This window comes from Streptomyces virginiae (genome assembly GCF_000720455.1).
GTDB classification, from domain to species: Bacteria; Actinomycetota; Actinomycetes; order Streptomycetales; family Streptomycetaceae; genus Streptomyces; species Streptomyces virginiae.
Genome location: NZ_JOAK01000001.1, coordinates 59,021 through 76,738, shown reverse-complemented (window position 1 = coordinate 76,738; position 17,718 = coordinate 59,021). Strand labels below are relative to the sequence as shown.

General features: G+C 72.2%; 18 protein-coding genes, 1 tRNA gene and 1 pseudogene. 10 read left to right on the top strand and 10 right to left on the bottom strand.

What is annotated here, in order from left to right:
- Positions 1 to 8: 8 nt before the first annotated feature.
- Entirely contained in the window at positions 9 to 920 is a 912-nt protein-coding gene (locus tag IG86_RS0100405) for an SMP-30/gluconolactonase/LRE family protein (RefSeq protein WP_030893869.1), read from the bottom strand.
- A gap of 107 nt (positions 921 to 1,027) precedes the next feature.
- Here IG86_RS0100405 and IG86_RS0100400 point away from each other — a divergent pair, with 107 nt between their 5' ends.
- The 9 genes from IG86_RS0100400 (at position 1,028) to IG86_RS0100360 (ending at position 10,336) form a co-directional block, all read left to right on the top strand.
- Positions 1,028 to 1,462, top strand: coding sequence for an Lrp/AsnC family transcriptional regulator (locus tag IG86_RS0100400; protein WP_030816896.1), 435 nt, complete (start codon positions 1,028 to 1,030; stop codon positions 1,460 to 1,462).
- Positions 1,459 to 2,352: a DUF2797 domain-containing protein gene (locus IG86_RS0100395; protein ID WP_030893866.1), complete on the top strand. Its 894-nt coding sequence runs from the start codon at positions 1,459 to 1,461 to the stop codon at positions 2,350 to 2,352. Before IG86_RS0100400 ends, IG86_RS0100395 begins: the two co-directional genes overlap by 4 nt.
- Positions 2,353 to 2,498: 146 nt before the next feature.
- The gene (locus IG86_RS0100390) at positions 2,499 to 2,837 is read left to right on the top strand and encodes an antibiotic biosynthesis monooxygenase family protein (RefSeq protein ID WP_030816891.1); all 339 of its coding nucleotides are present in this window, start codon (positions 2,499 to 2,501) and stop codon (positions 2,835 to 2,837) included.
- On the top strand, positions 2,821 to 3,702 hold the full coding sequence (locus IG86_RS0100385) for an amidohydrolase family protein (RefSeq protein ID WP_030816889.1): 882 nt from the start codon (positions 2,821 to 2,823) through the stop codon (positions 3,700 to 3,702). Before IG86_RS0100390 ends, IG86_RS0100385 begins: the two co-directional genes overlap by 17 nt.
- A gap of 76 nt (positions 3,703 to 3,778) precedes the next feature.
- Positions 3,779 to 4,546: a response regulator transcription factor gene (locus tag IG86_RS0100380; protein ID WP_030893860.1), complete on the top strand. Its 768-nt coding sequence runs from the start codon at positions 3,779 to 3,781 to the stop codon at positions 4,544 to 4,546.
- Positions 4,546 to 6,111: a sensor histidine kinase gene (locus IG86_RS0100375; protein ID WP_037941781.1), complete on the top strand. Its 1,566-nt coding sequence runs from the start codon at positions 4,546 to 4,548 to the stop codon at positions 6,109 to 6,111. The genes IG86_RS0100380 and IG86_RS0100375 overlap by 1 nt, the downstream gene beginning before the upstream one ends.
- A gap of 25 nt (positions 6,112 to 6,136) precedes the next feature.
- On the top strand, positions 6,137 to 7,417 hold the full coding sequence (locus IG86_RS0100370; RefSeq protein WP_051784897.1) for a bifunctional glycosyltransferase family 2/GtrA family protein: 1,281 nt from the start codon (positions 6,137 to 6,139) through the stop codon (positions 7,415 to 7,417).
- Entirely contained in the window at positions 7,414 to 9,585 is a 2,172-nt protein-coding gene (locus IG86_RS0100365) for a glycosyltransferase family 39 protein (protein WP_037941780.1), read from the top strand. Before IG86_RS0100370 ends, IG86_RS0100365 begins: the two co-directional genes overlap by 4 nt.
- Positions 9,586 to 9,715: 130 nt before the next feature.
- Positions 9,716 to 10,336 carry a TetR/AcrR family transcriptional regulator gene (locus IG86_RS0100360; RefSeq protein ID WP_030816879.1) on the top strand — a complete coding sequence of 207 codons (621 nt, stop codon included), beginning with the start codon at positions 9,716 to 9,718 and terminating at the stop codon, positions 10,334 to 10,336.
- A gap of 141 nt (positions 10,337 to 10,477) precedes the next feature.
- Here the strand turns inward: IG86_RS0100360 and IG86_RS0100355 are convergent.
- Both IG86_RS0100355 and IG86_RS0100350 read right to left on the bottom strand, forming a co-directional pair.
- Positions 10,478 to 12,034: pseudogene (locus tag IG86_RS0100355) on the bottom strand (MDR family MFS transporter); the annotation flags it as partial.
- Positions 12,035 to 12,095: 61 nt separating this feature from the next.
- Positions 12,096 to 12,527: a MarR family winged helix-turn-helix transcriptional regulator gene (locus IG86_RS0100350; RefSeq protein ID WP_030816875.1), complete on the bottom strand. Its 432-nt coding sequence runs from the start codon at positions 12,525 to 12,527 to the stop codon at positions 12,096 to 12,098.
- Between the two features lie 117 nt (positions 12,528 to 12,644).
- Between IG86_RS0100350 and IG86_RS0100345 the strand changes: the two genes are divergently transcribed.
- Complete coding sequence (locus IG86_RS0100345) at positions 12,645 to 12,884, top strand: hypothetical protein (protein WP_030816873.1); 240 nt, start codon at positions 12,645 to 12,647, stop codon at positions 12,882 to 12,884.
- Between the two features lie 76 nt (positions 12,885 to 12,960).
- Here IG86_RS0100345 and IG86_RS0100340 read toward each other — a convergent pair whose 3' ends face one another.
- The 7 genes from IG86_RS0100340 to tadA form a co-directional block, all read right to left on the bottom strand.
- Entirely contained in the window at positions 12,961 to 13,743 is a 783-nt protein-coding gene (locus IG86_RS0100340; RefSeq protein ID WP_030893848.1) for a hypothetical protein, read from the bottom strand.
- A gap of 139 nt (positions 13,744 to 13,882) precedes the next feature.
- Positions 13,883 to 14,725, bottom strand: a complete 843-nt coding sequence (locus tag IG86_RS0100335; RefSeq protein ID WP_030027569.1) for an RNA polymerase sigma factor SigF — start codon at positions 14,723 to 14,725, stop codon at positions 13,883 to 13,885.
- 230 nt (positions 14,726 to 14,955) lie between these two features.
- Complete coding sequence (locus IG86_RS0100330; protein ID WP_234348758.1) at positions 14,956 to 15,858, bottom strand: RNA polymerase sigma factor SigF; 903 nt, start codon at positions 15,856 to 15,858, stop codon at positions 14,956 to 14,958.
- Between the two features lie 227 nt (positions 15,859 to 16,085).
- Entirely contained in the window at positions 16,086 to 16,247 is a 162-nt protein-coding gene (locus IG86_RS43430; RefSeq protein ID WP_167344740.1) for a hypothetical protein, read from the bottom strand.
- A gap of 365 nt (positions 16,248 to 16,612) precedes the next feature.
- The gene (locus IG86_RS0100320) at positions 16,613 to 16,942 is read right to left on the bottom strand and encodes a hypothetical protein (protein ID WP_030647093.1); all 330 of its coding nucleotides are present in this window, start codon (positions 16,940 to 16,942) and stop codon (positions 16,613 to 16,615) included.
- A 153-nt stretch (positions 16,943 to 17,095) separates the two neighbouring features.
- Positions 17,096 to 17,180 (bottom strand) — tRNA-Ser (locus tag IG86_RS0100315).
- A gap of 103 nt (positions 17,181 to 17,283) precedes the next feature.
- Entirely contained in the window at positions 17,284 to 17,712 is a 429-nt protein-coding gene (gene tadA, locus IG86_RS0100310) for a tRNA adenosine(34) deaminase TadA (RefSeq protein WP_045936263.1), read from the bottom strand.
- Positions 17,713 to 17,718 lie beyond the last annotated feature (6 nt).

Below are 17,718 nucleotides of genomic sequence, written 5' to 3'. Positions count from 1 at the left end.
GGCCGGTCTCAGAGGACACGGGGCAGGCCGGTCACCGACATCACCAGGGAGTAGAGGGAGGTGGTGGCGGTGATGAAGAGGCGGTTGTTCTTGGGGCCGCCGAAGGCGATGTTCGAGACGGGCTCGGGGACGCGCAGGCGGCCGATCAGGGTGCCGTCCGCGGCGTAGCACTGGACGCCGTTCTCCATCGCGGCCGCCCACAGCCGGCCCTCGTCGTCGAAGCGGATGTTGTCGACGCCGGGGCAGGTCGTGAAGACCCGGTCGCCGGTGAGGGTGCCGTCGTCGGCGACCTTGAAGGCGCGGATGTGGCCCGCCCTGGTGTCTGCCGTGTACAGCTCGCTCTCGTCGGGGGAGAAGACGAGGCCGTTGGGGCCGAGGAAGCCGTCGGCGGCCATGCGCACCTCTCCGGTCGAGGGGTCGGCCCGGTAGAGGTTGCAGGCTCCGATCTCGCTGGGCGCGCGGTGGCCCTCGTAGTCGGTGGTGATGCCGAAGTCCGGGTCGGAGAACCAGACGGAGCCGTCCGAGCGGACCACCGCGTCGTTCGGGCTGTTGAGCCGCTTGCCGTCGAAGCGGTCGGCGATCACGGTGATGCTGCCGTCGGGTTCGGTGCGGGTCACGCGGCGGTTGCCCTGTTCACAGGAGATCAGGCGGCCCTCGCGGTCAAGGGTGTTGCCGTTGGAGTGGCCGGCGGGCGAGCGGAAGACGCCGACCGCCCCGGTCGCCTCGTCCCAGCGCAGCATCCGGTCGTTGGGGATGTCGCTCCACACCAGTTGCCGCCAGGCCGGCAGGTACAGCGGGCCTTCCGCCCAGCGGCAGTCGTCGTAGAGCCGCTCCAGCCGGGCGTCGCCGTTGGTGCAGCGGCCGGTCTTGAAGCGCTCGTCCAGGATCTCGTACAAGGTGAGGTCGACTATGGCAGACATGGTTCCCCCTGAGAGAGATTTGCCGAATTCTGTTCGGTTCGATGGTGAGATTGCAGGATCCGGTACCGTCTTCGCAAGAGTTCTCAGGCCCATGAGAGGAAGATTGCGTGGACGACATCGACCGGGCGCTCGTCCTGCGCCTGCAGCAGGACGCAGGGCAGTCCTACGCGGCTCTCGGTACGGCCGTCGGGCTTTCGGCCGGGGCCACCCACGAGCGCGTACGCAAGCTGCGCGAGCGCGGGGTGATCCGGCGGACCACCATCGACGTCGACCCGGCAGCGGTCGGCAGTGGTGTCCTCGCCTACGTGATGGTCGACTCCAACGCGTGGATGGGCGAGTCGGCGGACGACTTCGCCGCCATCCCCGAGATCCAGGAGGCGCACATCATCGCGGGCAGCGCGTCGGTGCTGGTGAAGGTGCGCACGGCCTCGACCGAGCAGCTGCAGGACGTCCTGCGCCGCCTCTACGCCATCGACGGCGTCAGCGGTACGCACGCCACCGTCGTCCTGGACAGCTTCTTCGAGCGGCCGCTGCCGCTGTGACCTGGTGGTGCACCGGGATCCGGTGGAAGGGCTGCGCTCCCGTCATCGGGTGGTACGGCCAGGGGCGCGGCGAGCGGGTCAGCGCGCCGGCATACGGGCAGCGGCTGGCCTTCGTCGCCCGCGGGGAGCGGCACTGCCTCGGCGTGTGGAGGGCCGGTAAGCGGACGCCCTGCCCCACTTCCGCCACCGTGCCCGGTCGCGGAGGGAGTGCGCAATGCCCCGAATGCGCCCGCCTCGACCGGTCGTTCTCCGTGGCGGCCGACACCAACGCCGCCGATCCGCGGACCTACCGGGTCTATCTGGCCTGGTTCGGGCCCGGCATGGTCAAGGTCGGGATCACCGCCGAGGAGCGCGGCTCCGCCCGGCTGCTGGAGCAGGGGGCGATGGCGTGGACCTGGCTGGGGCGGGGGCCGCTGATGGCGACCCGGCGCACCGAGGAGCTGTTGCGGGCGGCGCTCGGGGTGCCGGACCGGATCGCGTACGCCCGCAAGCGCGCCGTACGGGCGCACCTGCCGGATGCGCCGGAGCGGGCGCGGGAGGTCTCCGAGCTGCACGGCCGGGCGGCGGCGCTGGCCGGGTGGCCGGAGTCCCTGGAGCGGCTGGGGTGCGAAGTCGCCGACCACGCGGCGGTGTTCGGGATGGACGGCTGGGCGGGGCTTCCGGCTCCGGACCGGGTGGTCGCGGAGATGGTGGCCGACGGGGCCGTCGTAGGGCGGCTGGCCGGCGCCGCCGGGCCCGACCTGCACTTCGAGGACGGGCTCGTGGTCGACACCCGGCTGCTGGCCGGCTGGGAGCTGGCCGCCCCGGGTGAGGGGGCGGTTACCTCGGTGCCGGTGGCGCAGATCCCGTCCGCGGCCGCCCCTCCCGCCGAACAGGACGGGTTGTTCTGACGTTGCGGACGCCGGCGGCCGCGCGGGATCATGACGGTCCACGGGGCATGAGTGCCCCGCGTACCAGGTCAAGTCTTGGATCCCTTTGGCGGTCCGGGGCCGATCCGGGTGGACACGCCGGGGGCCCTCCACCGAGGGTGGAGGGCATGACCACTCAGCCGGTGGCGGCCTTCGAACCGCCCTACGTCATGGCCGTTTTCACCAGCATCCGCACTTCGGACGAGACCGGGTTCGACGAGCGCAACGACCGTATGGAGGAGATCGTCCAGGCGATCCCCGGTTACCTCGGCTACGAGTCCGCGCGCAATCCCGGCGGCCTGGGCATCACCGTCGCCTACTTCCGGGACCACGAAGCCCTCACGGTGTGGCGGGAGAACATGGAGCACCAGGCGGCCATGAAGAAGGGCCGCGCGGACTGGTACGAGAGCTACACCCTGCACGTCGCCACCGTCGAGCGGAGTCACGGCTTTGTCCGCAACGACTGACGCGGTGCGCGCCTTCCGGGAGCGGCTCGGGCTGCCCGGACTGGTCGACGTCCACACGCACTTCATGCCCGAGCGGGTCCTGGAGAAGGTGTGGGACTACTTCGACGCGGTCGGGCCGCTGACCGGCGTCGAGTGGCCCATCACCTACCGCCACGAGGAGGAGCAGCGCGTCGCGCTCCTGCGGGAGTTCGGGGTCCGGGCCTTCACCTCCATGCTCTACCCGCACAAGCCGGAGATGGCCGCCTGGCTCAACGCCTGGGCCGCCGATTTCGCGGCCCGCACCCCCGACTGCCTGCACACCGCGACCTTCTACCCGGAGGAGGGCGTGGCCGCGTACGTCCGCCAGGCCGTCGCCTCCGGGGCCCGGATCTTCAAGGCGCACCTCCAGGTCGGCGGCTACGACCCGAACGACGACCTGCTCGACCCCGTCTGGGGGCTGCTGGCCGAGGCCGGCATCCCCACCGTGATCCACTGCGGCTCCGGGCCGGCCCCCGGCAAGTACACCGGTCCCGCCCCGATCGCCCGGCTGCTGGCCCGCCATCCGCGGCTGCCGCTGATCATCGCCCACATGGGCATGCCCGAGTACACGGACTTCCTCGACCTCGCCGACCGCCACACCGCGGTGCGTCTCGACACGACCATGGCCTTCACCGACTTCTCCGAACGGCTGAGCGGATTCCCGCCCGCCGACCTCGGACGGCTCGCGGACCTCGGCGACCGGATCCTGCTGGGCACCGACTTCCCGAACATCCCCTACCCGTACGAGCACCAGCTCGTCGCCCTCGAACGGCTGGGCCTGGGCGACGACTGGCTGCGGGCGGTCTGCCACGACAACGGCGCCCGGCTCTTCGGCCTCGCCGGCTGACCCTGCCCCACCCTTTCTCAGGAAATTCACAGGTTGGGGCAAGAACGCTCTCAGAGGCACCGGGGAGCGTATGCACATGACTGCGACGACCACCTCCCATGCGTCCACGTCCACCAGCAACCACACGGCCCTGGTGCGGCCCGACGGCGGGCCCTGCCGGGTGCTCGTCGTCGACGACGAGGCCTCGCTCTCCGAGCTGCTCTCGATGGCCCTGCGCTACGAAGGCTGCGAGGTCCGCAGCGCCGGCGACGGGGCCGGGGCGCTGCGAGCCGCGCGCGGCTTCCGCCCGGACGTGGTCGTCCTCGACGTCATGCTCCCCGACATGGACGGCCTCGCCGTCCTCGGCCGACTGCGCCGGGAGATCCCCCAGGTCCCCGTCCTGTTCCTGACCGCCAAGGACTCCCTGGAGGACCGGATCGCCGGTCTCACCGCCGGCGGCGACGACTACGTCACCAAGCCCTTCAGCCTGGAGGAGGTCGTGGCCCGGCTGCGCGGCCTGGTGCGGCGTTCGGGCGCGGCACAGGCGGCGCGCGGCGGCTCGGTCCTGACCGTCGGGGACCTGCGCCTCGACGAGGACAGCCACGAGGTGGTGCGGGACGGCCGGGAGGTCCACCTCACCGCCACCGAGTTCGAGCTGCTGCGCTACCTGATGCGCAACCCGCGGCGCGTGCTGAGCAAGGCGCAGATCCTGGACCGGGTCTGGTCCTACGACTTCGGCGGCCAGGCCAACGTGGTCGAGCTCTACATCTCCTACCTGCGCCGCAAGCTGGAGAGCGGCCTCGGCCTGCCGTCGATGATCCACACCCGGCGCGGCGCCGGCTACCTGATCAAGCCGGCCGAGTAGTGGCACCGCGCGGGAGCCGGCGACCGGGCGGGCGCCGGCCCTGGTCGCTGCGGACCCGGCTCGTCGTCTCGGCGGTGGCGCTGATCGCCGTGGTGGGTGCGGCCATCGGAACCGTCACCACCCTCGCGCTGCGCTCGTACCTGGTCACTCAGCTCGACGAGCGGCTGGACACGTCCCTGAGGATGGCCGCCCGGGTACCCGGCGGGAAGGCGGCCCGGGAGAGCGGTACGGGCTTCGCCATGCCCCCCGGCAGCCCGCTGGACGCCGTGGGGATCCGCCTGGACCACGACGGCACGGTCGTAGGGAGCGCCCGCAACACCCGCCGCGAGGGATGGTCTCCCGACCAGGTGCCGCCGGCCCTCACCGAAGCCCAGACCACGACCCTCGCCGAGGCCGCCCAGGAGGCCGCCCAGGAGGCCGTGCAGGGCTCGTCCGGGCGGGCGGTGGGCGCGGAGCTGCCGGGCCTCGGCACCTACCGGGTGCTCACCTCACCGGACCGGACCGTCGTCCTCGCCTTCCCGCTCAGCGAGGTCGACTCCACGGTGCGCGCCCTGGTCGGGGTCGAGGTCTGCGTGACCCTCGCCGGGCTGATCGCCGCCTCGCTCGCCGGGCAGGCCCTGGTCGGCGTCGCCCTGCGCCCGCTGCGCCGGGTCGCCGCCACCGCCACGCGGGTCTCCGAACTCCCCCTGCACAAGGGCGAGCCCGCCCTCCACGAACGGGTCCCGGACGCCGAGGCCGACCCCCGCACCGAGGTGGGCCAGGTCGGCGCCGCCATCAACCGGATGCTCGGCCACGTCTCCTCCGCCCTCACCGCGCGCCAGCAGAGCGAGATGCGGGTACGGCAGTTCGTCGCCGACGCCAGTCACGAGCTGCGTACGCCGCTCGCCTCCATCCGCGGCTACGCCGAACTCACCCGCCGGGGCCGTGAGGAGCCGGGCCCCGACACCCGGCACGCCCTGGGCCGGATCGAATCGGAGGCCACCCGGATGACCGGCCTGGTCGAGGACCTGCTCCTGCTGGCCAGGCTCGACGCCGGCCGCCCGCCGTCCACCGGCGACACCGACACAGACCTCGCCCCGCTCGTGGTCGACGCCGTCAGCGACGCCCGCGCCGCCGGGCCCGAGCACCACTGGCGCCTGAACCTGCCCGAGGAGCCCGCGCCCGTACGCGCCGACGCGGCCCGCATCCAGCAGGTGCTGGTCAACCTGCTCGCCAACGCCCGTACGCACACGCCGCCCGGCACGACCGTCACCGCCCATGTTTCACGTGAAACATCCGCCGTCCGGCTGCGCATCGAGGACGACGGCCCCGGCATCGCGCCCGAGCTGCTCCCCCGTGTCTTCGAGCGCTTCGCCCGCGGTGACGCCTCCCGTTCCCGTGCCGCCGGTTCCACCGGCCTGGGGCTGGCCATCGTCCAGGCAGTGGTCACGGCCCATGGCGGGAGCGTCAACGTACAGAGCGAGCCGGGGCGGACTCGCTTCGAGGTCGTTCTGCCGCTCGCCGGGGCCACCGCAGCGGCGGATCCGGACTCACAGACGGGCCACAGGCTCAGCACACTGGGGTGACAGGCGGCTCCACGAGGGTCGGAGCATGCCAACCGACACCTCTCCCGGGGCCCTTCCGGTACGGGCGCCCCTCGCGCCCGTACCCGGCGAGCCCGTCCTCGACGTGGTGATCCCGGTCTTCAACGAGGAGAAGGACCTCGGGCCGTGCGTGCGCCGGCTGCACGAGCACCTGACACGGACCTTCCCCTACCCCTTCCGGATCACGGTCGCCGACAACGCGAGCACCGACCGCACCCCCGAGGTCGCGGCCGGGCTCGCCGCGGCACTGGACTGCGTCCGCAGCACCCGTCTGGAGGAGAAGGGCCGGGGCAGGGCCCTGCGCACGGTCTGGTCCGGTTCCGACGCGCCCGTCCTCGCCTACATGGACGTGGACCTCTCCACCGACCTGAACGCGCTGCTGCCGCTGGTCGCCCCCCTGATCTCCGGTCACTCCGACCTCGCCATCGGCACCCGCCTGGCCCGCTCCTCGCGGGTCGTGCGGGGGGCCAAGCGGGAGTTCGTCTCCCGCGCCTACAACCTCCTGCTGCGGTCCTCCCTCGCCGCCCGGTTCAGCGATGCCCAGTGCGGCTTCAAGGCCATCCGGCGTGAGGTCGCCGAGCGGCTGCTGCCGCTGGTGGAGGACACGGGCTGGTTCTTCGACACCGAGCTGCTCGTGCTCGCCGAGCGGGCCGGGCTGCGGATCCACGAAGTGCCCGTGGACTGGGTCGACGACCCCGACTCCACCGTGCACATCCTCAAGACCGCCACCGAGGACCTCAAGGGCGTCTGGCGCGTGGGCCGGGCACTGGCCGTCGGAGCACTCCCGCTCGACCGGCTCGCCCGCCCCTTCGGCGACGACCCGCGCGACCGCACCGCAGTGCCCGGCGTGGACGGCGGACTCGCCCGCCAGCTCATCGGCTTCTGCACCGTCGGAGTCCTCTCCACGCTGCTCTACCTGGTGCTGTACTCCGCCTTCCGGGGCGGCGTCGGCCCGCAGCTCGCCAACGGCGTCGCCCTGCTGCTCTCCGCCGTGGCCAACACGGCGGCCAACCGACGGCTCACCTTCGGCGTCCGCGGCAGGGAACGGGCCGTACGCCACCAGGCCCAAGGACTGGTGGTCTTCGCCATCGGCCTGGCCCTCACCAGCGGCTCCCTCGCCGCCCTCACAGCGGCCACGCCCGATCCCGCGCACGGCACCGAGCTGGCCGTCCTGATCACCGCGAACCTCGCAGCCACCGTGCTGCGCTTCCTGCTCCTGCGCGCCTGGGTCTTCCCCGAGCGGCGCGGCACCGATCCCCGCACATCCACTTCCAAGGAGGGCCGATGACCACGGCAGCACTCCCGATCTTCCCGGCCGCCGTGGCCGGAGCCCATACCGCCCGGCCCCGCTGGGAACGGCCCGCCCTCGCCGGGCTGCTGATCGCCACCGCGGCCCTGCTCCTGTGGGACCTGGGCGCCTCCGGCTACGCCAACTCCTTCTACTCGGCCGCCGTTCAGGCCGGCAGCGAGAGCTGGAAGGCCTTCTTCTTCGGCTCCTCCGACGCGGGCAACTCCATCACCGTCGACAAGCCCCCGGCCGCGCTGTGGCCGATGATGCTCTCGGTCCGGCTCTTCGGGCTGGGCAGCTGGCAGATCCTCGTCCCGCAGGCACTGATGGGGGTGGCGACCACCGGTGTGCTGTACGCCTCCGTGCGCCGCCAGTTCGGTCCGGGAGCCGCGCTGCTGAGCGGCGCCGCCTTCGCACTGACCCCCGTCGCCGCCCTGATGTTCCGCTTCAACAACCCCGACGCGCTGCTGACCCTGCTGCTGACCGTCACCGTGTACTGCCTGCTGCGGGCCCTCGAAGGGGCGCAGACCCGCTGGCTGCTCTGGGCCGGGGCCGCAGTCGGCTTCGCCTTCCTGACCAAGACGCTGCAGGCCTTCGTCATCCTGCCGCCGCTCGCCGTGCTGTACGCCGTCTGCGCGCCCACCGGGCTGCGCCGCCGGCTGGGGCAGCTGCTGCTCGCGGGGGGCGCGATGGCGGTGGCAGGCGGCTGGTGGGTCGCCGTCGTCGAGCTGTGGCCCGCCTCCTCCCGCCCGTACATCGGCGGCTCGCAGAACAACTCCTTCCTGGAGCTGACCCTCGGCTACAACGGCCTCGGCCGGATCAACGGCAACGAGACCGGCAGCGTCGGGGGCGGTGCGGGCGGCCCCGGTGGTGGCGGCGGCGGACGCTGGGGCGAGAGCGGCATCGACCGGCTGTTCTCCGGCAACATCGGCGGACAGATCTCCTGGCTGCTGCCTGCGGCCCTGGTCCTGCTCGTGGCCGGGCTGGTGATCACCTGGCGGGCCCGCCGGGCCACCGACTCGGTGGACGGCATGGCGCGCGCGGCCTTCCTGGCCTGGGGCGGCTCGCTGCTGATCACCGCGGTGGTCTTCAGCTACATGCAGGGCATCTTCCACGAGTACTACACCGTGGCACTGGCACCCTTCGTGGCCGCGCTGATCGGCATGGGCGTCGCCGTGCTGTGGGAGGAGCGGGGCAGCGCGGCGGCCGCCGTCACCCTCTCCGGCACGCTCGCGCTGACGGCGGTCTGGTCGTACGTCCTGCTCGGCCGCGCCACCGGCTACCTGCCGTGGCTGCGCTGGGCGGTGCTGGTGGGCGGGCTGCTCGCCGCGGTCGCTCTGCCGTTCGCGGGGCGGGCCGGGCGGCAGGTGCTGCGGGCCACGGCGGGGCTCGGGGTGGCGGCGGCCCTCGCGGGGCCGTTCGCGTACTGCCTGACCACCGTGAGCACCGGGCACACCGGGTCCATCGTGACCGCCGGACCGGCGGTGGCGGGAGGCCGGGGCGGACCCGGCGGGATGATGGGCGGCCCGGGTGGCCCGGGCGGCTTCGGTGAACTGCGCCAGGGCGGCCAGGGCGGCCAGGGCGGCCAGGGCGTTCCGGGCGGCGGGCCGCAGCCGGGCGGCGCGCTGCCGCAGGGCGCCGTACCCCCGGGCCAGGGCCCGGGCGGCACGCCGGGCGCGGACGGCCGCGGAGCCGAGCGCGCGGGCGGCTTCCCCGGCGGCATGACGGGCGGCGGCCCCGGCGGCGGCGCCGGCGGTCTGCTCAACGGCGCCCGGGTCAGTGCCGAGGCGAAGGCGGCCCTCACCGCCGACGCCGACACCTACACCTGGGCGGCGGCGGCCATCGGCTCGCAGAACGCGGCCAGTTACCAGCTCGCCACCGGCGTCCCCGTCATGCCCGTCGGCGGCTTCAACGGCAGCGACCCCTCGCCGACCCTGGAGCAGTTCAAGCAGTACGTCCGGGACGGGAAGATCCACTGGTTCATCGGCCAGGGCGGCAGCGGTACCGCCGCGGGCGCCGGCGAGGACGGCGGCCGCCGTGGCGGCGGCGGCCCCGGAGGCCCGGGCGGCGGCACCAGCTCGGAGATCGAGAACTGGGTCAAGGCCACGTACAAGGAGTCCACGGTCGGCGGAGCCACCTTCTACGACCTGACGGCCCCGACGCCCTGATCCCCCGACGTCCTGATTCCCCGTCATCCGGCCCGGTCGGCGGGACACCCCCGAGGGGGTGTCCCGCTAGCATCACGAGGGCGGACCGGGCATTTCGGGCTGGTCCATCTGTCGCGAGGAGGGTGCCCGCATGGTGACCGCGGCCGATCCAGGCGAGACACGGACCAGCGTGTGGCTGGTGGCCAGGCCCACCACACCCGGCAGACGTCGTACCGAGGCACCCTCAGGGCTCGACCGGGAGCGGATCACCGCAGCCACCGTGCGGCTGCTCGACGCCGCGGGGCTCGCCCGCTTCTCGATGCGGCGGCTGGCCGCCGGGCTCGGGGTCACCGCGATGTCCCTGTACTGGTACGTGGACACCAAGCACGATCTGCTCGAACTGGCCCTGGACCGGGCCCTGGGCGAGCTGGCCCTGCCGGCCGGGTCCGGCGGGCCGGCGGAAACCGGCTGGACGGGCGGGCTGAAGGACCTCGCCCGGGCATACCGGAGGGTGCTGGCGGACCATCCCTGGGTTGCTCCGCTGAGCGCCGCCTACCCGAACATCGGCCCGCACGCGCGGGCCTTCGACGCCGCCCTCCAGCGGCTGATGGACGCCACCGGTCTGGTGGGCGCCACCCGGACCGGCGCCCACCTGGCCGTCCGGCAGTTCCTGCACGGCTGCGGGGGCGCGGCGCGGCGGACGCCCGAGGGCGACTTCTGCCTGGCGCTCGACGTCCTGATCGCGGGCATCGAGGCCAAGGCCACCGCCTGAGCGCAGCAGAGCGCCGCCGGAGCCGTCCGGCGGCGCTCAGTCGACAACAGCTGCAGGGATCATCCGCAGGGATCAGCCGCGGCAATCAGCTGCGGCAATCAGCTGCGGGGATCAGCTGGGGGATCAGGCCTTGACGGCGGCGTCCGTGACCTCGGCCGCCGCGGCCTCCTGCGAAGCCGCCGCCGGGCTGTGCACCGCGGGCTTCGACTTCAGGGCGACCTCCTTGATGAAGACCACCAGCATCAGTCCGAGGAGCGCGAAGGGGGCGGCGTAGAGGAAGACGTCGCCGACGCCGTGCCCGTACGCGGACTCGATGACCTCGCGGATGGGCGCGGGCAGCTTGTCGAGGTCGGGAATCCCGCCACCGGCGGCGCCGCCCTGGCCCATGGCCGCGGCCTTCGGGCCGAGGGCGGTGAACCCGTCCTGGACGTAGTGCGTGACCCGGTGGGCCATGACCGCGCCCAGCGCCGAGACGCCCATGGCGCCGCCGAGGGAGCGGAAGAAGGTGACGACCGAGCTGGCCGCGCCCAGGTCCTCGGGGGCCACCTGGTTCTGGGTGGCGAGGACCAGGTTCTGCATCATCATGCCGAGACCGAGGCCGGTCACCGCCATGTAGACCGCGATGTGCCAGTACGGGGTGTCGTGGCGCAGGGTGCCGAGCAGGCCCAGTCCGGCCGTCAGCAGCACACCGCCGGAGACGAGCCACGCCTTCCACTTACCGGTCTTGGTGATCACCTGACCGGAAACGGTGGAGGAGACGAAGAGGCCGCCGATCATCGGAATCGTGAGGATTCCGGACATCGTGGGGGACTCGCCACGGGCCAACTGGAAGAACTGGCTGAAAAACACGGTCCCCGAGAACATCGCGATGCCCACGAAGAGCGAGGCGGCCGAGGCGAGGGTGATGGTCTTGTTGCGGAAGAGCCGCAGCGGGATGATCGGGTCGCTCGCACGGGACTCGACGAGGACGAAGAGCAGTCCGAGGACCACCGAGCCGCCCGTCATCGCCCAGGTCTGCCAGGAGATCCACTCGTAGGAGTCGCCGGCCTGGGTGACCCAGATCAGCAGCAGTGAGACGGCGGCGCTGATCAGGAACGCGCCCAGCCAGTCGACCTTCACGTCGCGCCGGACCACCGGCAGCCGCAGCGTCTTCTGCAGGACGATCAGCGCGATGATCGCGAAGGGCACGCCGACGTAGAAGCACCAGCGCCAGCCCAGCCACTCGGTGTCGGTGATGACGCCGCCCAGCAGCGGGCCGCCGACGGTGGCGACGGCGAAGACCGCGCCGAGGTAGCCGCTGTACCGGCCGCGCTCGCGGGGCGAGATCATCGCGGCCATGACGATCTGGGCGAGGGCCGAGAGGCCGCCCACGCCGATGCCCTGGACCACGCGGCAGGCGATGAGGGTGCCGGTGTTCTGGGACATGCCCGCGACCACGGAGCCGAGGACGTAGATCACCAGGGATATCTGGACCAGCAGCTTCTTGCTGAAGAGGTCGGACAGCTTGCCCCACAGCGGGGTGGCCGCCGTCATGGACAGCAGGGCGGCGGTGACCACCCAGGTGTACGAGGACTGGGAGCCGCCGAGGTCGCTGATGATCTGGGGCAGGGCGTTGGAAACGATCGTGGAGGACAGGATCGCCACGAACATGCCGAGCATGAGCCCGGACAGCGCCTTCATGATCTGGGGATGGGTCATGTCCACGGATGTGGACACGGGGGCGGTCGTCGTCTCCGACTGGGCCATGTCTTTCCTTCCGCTAGAAGCTCGATCGGAGTCGGGCCAGCAGGGTGTTGAGTACGTCGATGTCCTGGGCGGACCAGTCGTGGAGGGCTCTCTCCAGGGCGGCCGTGTACCGGGCGCCGATCTCGGCGAGCAGCGCCCGTCCGGCCGGGGTGAGCCGCAGGATGCGGCAGCGCCCGTCGCCCGGGTCCGGCTCGCGCTCGATCCAGCCGCGGTCGGCGATGTGGGTGACGTGCCGGCTGGTGACCGAGATGTCGACGGCCATGAGGTCGGCCAGGCGGCTCAGCCGCATCTCCCCGTGCCGGTCGAGCACGGTGAGTACGGCGGCGGCACCGGGCGGGCAGTCGGCGGGCAGGTTGCGGGCGAGCTCGCGCTTGACCGCGCCGATCCCGGTCAGCCGGCCGGCCAGCTCCTCGTGCGGAGTGGTCCGCGTTGTCTGTGTAGGCACCGGGCGACCCCCATCTTGTTGCTTGAGGCAACCATAGAAGCGGGTGGTTGCTACAGGCAAATTAATCCGGGGGGTGGGGCGGTAAAAGAATCGGAAAACCGGCTAGGGTCCTGCTCCATGGCTGAGAACCACAACTCACAGGTCCCCGAGGGCAACTACGACCCGGCGGGCAGCACCCAGATGTTCCGGGCCTTCGTCGAGGAGGCCGCACCGGCCCGGCAGGCGGGCCCGGGGTCACGCCAGCAGCGCCGTGCCGAGCAGGAGGCGTCCAAGTCCTCCGGTCCGGCCGTGAAGGTGGGGCTCGTCCTCGCGCTCGTGCTGGTGATCGGCGCGGCCGCCTGGGTGGTCCTGCACTGAGGCCGAGGGCCCCGGCGGATGCGGAGGGCCGGCGGCCGGCGGTGGCCGGCCGCGGGCCGACGAGGGGTCGCCGCGATCAGTTCCAGGTCGCGGTGACCTCCCGGGTGTCCACGTGCATGCCCAGCGGTACCCGCCAGGCCTCCAGGCACACCGTGTAGGTCTGCGTCTTCGAGGCTCCGCCCGCGATGGGTGCGGGCAGCGGCTGGGTCGTGGTGATCGTGGCCCAGTCGATGCCGAGGGCGCCGATGACGTGCGTCGCGAAGCTGACCGTGCCCGAGCGGGCCGCGGTGCTCCCGGTGTTGGTGAAGGTCACGGTGACCCGCTCGCACCAGCGGTCGGCAGCGGCCGACCGGGCCGGAGCGGACAGCGTCAGGCGCGCCGGGGTGGCCGGGGGCGGCGCCGGGGGCGTCGTGCCCGGCCTGCCGGGAGGGCCGGTGGGGCTCGCCGGGCCCGTGGGGCTCGTGGGGCCGGTGGGATTCGTCGGCGTGCCGGGGGCGCCGGGTGATGGGGTGGTGCGGCCCGGGCCGCCCGAGGTGCCGGAGGTGCTTCCGGAGCCGCCGGTAGGGGTGGTCGTGGCTCCGCCCGGGGTTGAACCGCCCGCGGTCCCCGATCCCGGGGGAGCGGCCGACGTAGCGGACGACTCGGTGGATCCGCCCGCCGCGGACGGGCCGCCGAGCTGCTGGAACTCCACCCCGCCCTGCGGTGCGACGTTCTCCCCCGCGCCCCGCTCGGGGCCCGGGGCGGCGGCGCCCACGGCGGAGAAGCCCTCGCGCGCCGGGCCGCCGCAGCCGGTGAGGCCGGCGGCCGCCGTGCAGCACAGGGCGAGCAGGGCGGTGGCCGCTCGCGATCCCTTTCGCATCGCGCCAGTGTTCCTGACGCTCCGTCAATTGGGAAGCGATCGGCCGGTACGCGATCGGTCGACACGCGTCCGGCCGGCACTAGTCCGGCCGGCACTAGTCCGGCACCGGATCGCCCCACCGGGCGATCCGGCCCCCGCGTCAGTCCCCGATCAGGCCCACGCGCAGCTGCGCGAGCGTGCGCGTCAGCAGCCGGGAGACGTGCATCTGGGAGATGCCGACCTCCTCGCCGATCTGCGACTGCGTCATGTTCGCGAAGAAGCGCAGCATGATGATCTGCCGTTCCCGGGGCGGGAGTTTGGCCAGCAGCGGCTTGAGCGACTCGCGGTACTCGACGCCTTCGAGCGCGGTGTCCTCGTAGCCGAGCCGGTCCGCGAGCGAGCCCTCGCCGCCCTCGTCCTCCGGGGAGGGCGAGTCGAGCGAGGAGGCCGTGTAGGCGTTGCCGACGGCGAGGCCGTCGACGACGTCCTCCTCCGAGACCCCGAGCACGGCGGCGAGTTCCGGGACGGTCGGCGAGCGGTCCAGCTTCTGGGCGAGCTCGTCGCTGGCCTTGGTCAGCGCCAGGCGCAGCTCCTGGAGCCGGCGCGGTACGCGCACGGACCAGGAGGTGTCCCTAAAGAATCGTTTGATCTCGCCCACGACGGTCGGCATGGCGAACGTCGGGAACTCCACGCCGCGTTCGCAGTCGAACCGGTCGATCGCCTTGATCAGGCCGATGGTGCCGACCTGGACGATGTCCTCCATCGGCTCGTTGCGGCTGCGGAAGCGGGCGGCGGCGTACCGCACGAGGGGCAGGTTCAGCTCGATCAGGGTGTCGCGTACGTACGCCCGTTCCGGGCTGTCCGCGTCCAGGGTGGCGAGTCGCTGGAAGAGCGAGCGGGAGAGGGTGCGGGTGTCGATGGCTTCCGAGCGTTCGGACACTGCCGGCGGCGTCACGGGCTTTACGAGCGTGAGCACCTTGGAGCTGCCCTGGTCTACGGACATGCCACCCCCTTGAGGTCGCGGACGGTCGCGTACGGCGCGCCCGTCAGAGGAACGCAGCTTCCACCTGAATACCGGAGGCGGAGCCGCGGCAAACGCGGTTCACGCAGAATGTCACATGTCGGCAACACGCTGTAGCGCCATGTCGACATATAGCTCCGACGACAGAAGGGGGCAGAACGTGATCAGCCCGTTCTGTCGGGAAACACGTGATTGATCTACACCCGTTCCGGTTACGCCTCGATCCTGTTTGCGGATCTCAGACGGGCGAAGCTCCGGGCGAGGAGTCGCGAGACGTGCATCTGCGACACCCCCAGCTCGGCACTGATCTGTGACTGCGTCAGATTGTTGTAGTACCGCAGGAGCAGGATCCGTTGCTCGCGTTCGGGCAGTTGTACGAGGAGGTGGCGGACGAGGTCACGGTGCTCGACCCCGGCCAGCTCCGGGTCCTCGTAGCCGAGGCGGTCCAGCAGTCCGGGCATGCCGTCGCCCTCCTGGGCGGCCTCCAGCGAGGTCGCGTGGTAGCTGCGCCCGGCCTCGATGCAGGACAGCACCTCGTCCTCGGTGATGCGCAGCCGCTCGGCGATCTCGGCGGTGGTCGGGGTGCGGCCGTGGAGGGTGGTGAGGTCCTCGGTGGCGGCGTTGACCTGCACCCACAGCTCGTGGAGGCGGCGCGGGACGTGGACGGTGCGGACGTTGTCGCGGAAGTACCGCTTGATCTCGCCCACGACCGTCGGCATGGCGAAGGTCGGGAACTGCACGCCGCGGTCCGGGTCGAACCGGTCGATGGCGTTGATCAGGCCGATGGTGCCGACCTGGACCACGTCCTCCATCGGCTCGTTGCGGCTGCGGAAGCGGGCGGCCGCGTACCGGACCAGCGGGAGGTTCGCCTCGATCAGGGCCCCGCGGACCCGCGCGTGCTCGCTGGTGCCCGGCTGGAGGCCCTTCAGCTGGCCGAACAGGACCTGGGTGAGGGCCCGGGTGTCCGCACCCCGGCTCGCCGGTCTCGGGGCCGCCGGGGCTGCCGGGAGGACTGGCGGGACGGCTGCCGGAGGCTCCTCGGGCGGCTGCGGCTGGAGGGTTCCCGTACGGGGTTCCTGCTGGGGCGGTACCTGAGGGTCCTGTCGGGGTGGCACTTGAGGCGCAGTACTGGCCGGCACGGTCACGCCACCCCTTCAGTCAACTCATCCGTCAAAAGCGGTCATAGCATCACAAGAGATGTGCACTGTGTGCAAGCACCGTATATCTCCGTGTTGAGGGCAAGTTGGGCATATCGGGGCATTATGCCCGGCGGTGGGTACGCAAAAGCCCCCCACCCGTCGAGTGGGGGGCCGGAAGTCCGGGAACCGCTTCGGCGTACGGGTCAGCGCACCAGTTCGGTTATGAACTCGCCGATGCCGGAGGCGGCATCCGATATCCCCTGGAACCCTATTTCCACGATCTCGGCGGCTCGCTTCGGCTGGGTGATGATCACGAAGAGGGCGAATACGGTGAGGGCACCCGTGATGAGCTTCTTGGTGTCCACGTGCGGGCGGCCTCCCCAACCGGTCCTTGCAAGTCGGGTGAGTCTAACCGGTCAGGTTTGGGCACTCACCTGTCCTTTAGGGACCAATGACCCGGTGGTCCGGGCCCTTTGCCGGGCGGCCGGCGGTTGCGGCGGGCACAGGATTGATGTGAGCCCACCGGTTCTGGCAGGAAACCGGTGGGTGAGGGACAGGGCCTCACTGCGGGGTCCGGGCCGCGAGCTTCCCCCTGACTGCGGCCCGGACCGGCAGGCCCGTCCTCGTCGGGGGAAGTGGCTTGTCCCCCCGATGCCACTTCCCCCGTCCTACGCGTCGAAGGTCCCGGCCCCGGTCGGGGCCTTCTTCGCGTGCCGCTGCGGAGCCGCGGTCACTGGATGGCGCCGGCCAGGTCGGTGAGGGGCTGTACGGGGGCGATCACGGGCGCCAGCTGGTTGGGCAGGTCCATCAGCGCGTTGAGCCCGTTCGCGCCGTCGCCGACCTTCCCGACGACCTCCTGGACGGAGGCGGGCTGGGTCCCCGCGGGCATCCCGGGTGCGGGGATCGGCACGTCCGGGAGGGTGAGCGGGGAGATCGGAGCCGTGTCCGCGGAGGCGGCGGGTGCGGCGAGGCCCGCGGCGGCCCCCGCGAGGGCGAAGGCGGCGAGGATGCGCTGGGTCTTGGTCATGCCGTGACAACGGCCGACGGGGCGGGCGGTCACGCCGCTGTCCTCCGGAGAGCCGATCGGACGGACCGCCGTACGGGGCACCGGGCGGGCCGTCGCGCTGAACGCCGGAAGCCCGCAACGGCCTCCGGAACAGCCCCGAACACGACGAGAGCCCCGTCCCTTGCGGGGCGGGGCTCTCGAACGGAGCGGTAGTGGAGGGATTTGAACCCCCGATGGGTTGCCCCATACTCGCTTTCGAGGCGAGCTCCTTCGGCCACTCGGACACACTACCGAGATGGATCCTAGCCTAAGGAACCCCATCCGCTGAAATCGGTGTGCGCGAGCCCCACCGCGAGCCCGTCACGAGCCCGTCACGGGCTCCCCCACGAGCCCGTTCACAGGTCGCGGAAGAAGTCCGTCAGCTGCCGTGCGCACTCGTCGCCGAGCACCCCGCGCACCACTTCCGGCCGGTGGTTGAGCCTGCGGTCCCGTACGAGGTCCCACAGCGAGCCGGCCGCGCCCGCCTTGTCGTCGTCCGCGCCGTAGACGACACGGGCGACGCGCGACTGCACGAGCGCGCCGGCGCACATCACGCACGGCTCCAGGGTGACCACGAGGGTGCACCCCGGAAGCCGCCATTCCCCGCGTGCGGCGGCAGCCCTGCGCAGCGCCAGGACCTCGGCGTGCGCCGTGGGGTCGCCGCTCGCCTCCCGCTCGTTGTACCCGGTGGCGAGGAGTTCCCCGGCCGGGCCCAGCACGACGGCGCCGACCGGCACGTCGCCGGCCGGCACCGCCCGGGCGGCCTCCTGGAGCGCCAGGCGCATGGAGTC

Excerpts from the sequence above, each read along its gene's own strand:
- IG86_RS0100370 (WP_051784897.1), top strand. The coding sequence starts at position 6,137 with ATGCCAACCGACACCTCTCCCGGGGCCCTTCCGGTACGGGCGCCCCTC.
- IG86_RS0100365 (WP_037941780.1), top strand. The coding sequence starts at position 7,414 with ATGACCACGGCAGCACTCCCGATCTTCCCGGCCGCCGTGGCCGGAGCC.
- IG86_RS0100340 (WP_030893848.1), bottom strand. The coding sequence starts at position 13,743 with ATGCGAAAGGGATCGCGAGCGGCCACCGCCCTGCTCGCCCTGTGCTGC.
- IG86_RS0100380 (WP_030893860.1), top strand. The coding sequence starts at position 3,779 with ATGACTGCGACGACCACCTCCCATGCGTCCACGTCCACCAGCAACCAC.
- IG86_RS0100345 (WP_030816873.1), top strand. The coding sequence starts at position 12,645 with ATGGCTGAGAACCACAACTCACAGGTCCCCGAGGGCAACTACGACCCG.
- tadA (WP_045936263.1), bottom strand. The coding sequence starts at position 17,712 with ATGCGCCTGGCGCTCCAGGAGGCCGCCCGGGCGGTGCCGGCCGGCGAC.
- IG86_RS0100390 (WP_030816891.1), top strand. The coding sequence starts at position 2,499 with ATGACCACTCAGCCGGTGGCGGCCTTCGAACCGCCCTACGTCATGGCC.
- IG86_RS0100335 (WP_030027569.1), bottom strand. The coding sequence starts at position 14,725 with ATGTCCGTAGACCAGGGCAGCTCCAAGGTGCTCACGCTCGTAAAGCCC.
- IG86_RS0100360 (WP_030816879.1), top strand. The coding sequence starts at position 9,716 with ATGGTGACCGCGGCCGATCCAGGCGAGACACGGACCAGCGTGTGGCTG.
- IG86_RS0100405 (WP_030893869.1), bottom strand. The coding sequence starts at position 920 with ATGTCTGCCATAGTCGACCTCACCTTGTACGAGATCCTGGACGAGCGC.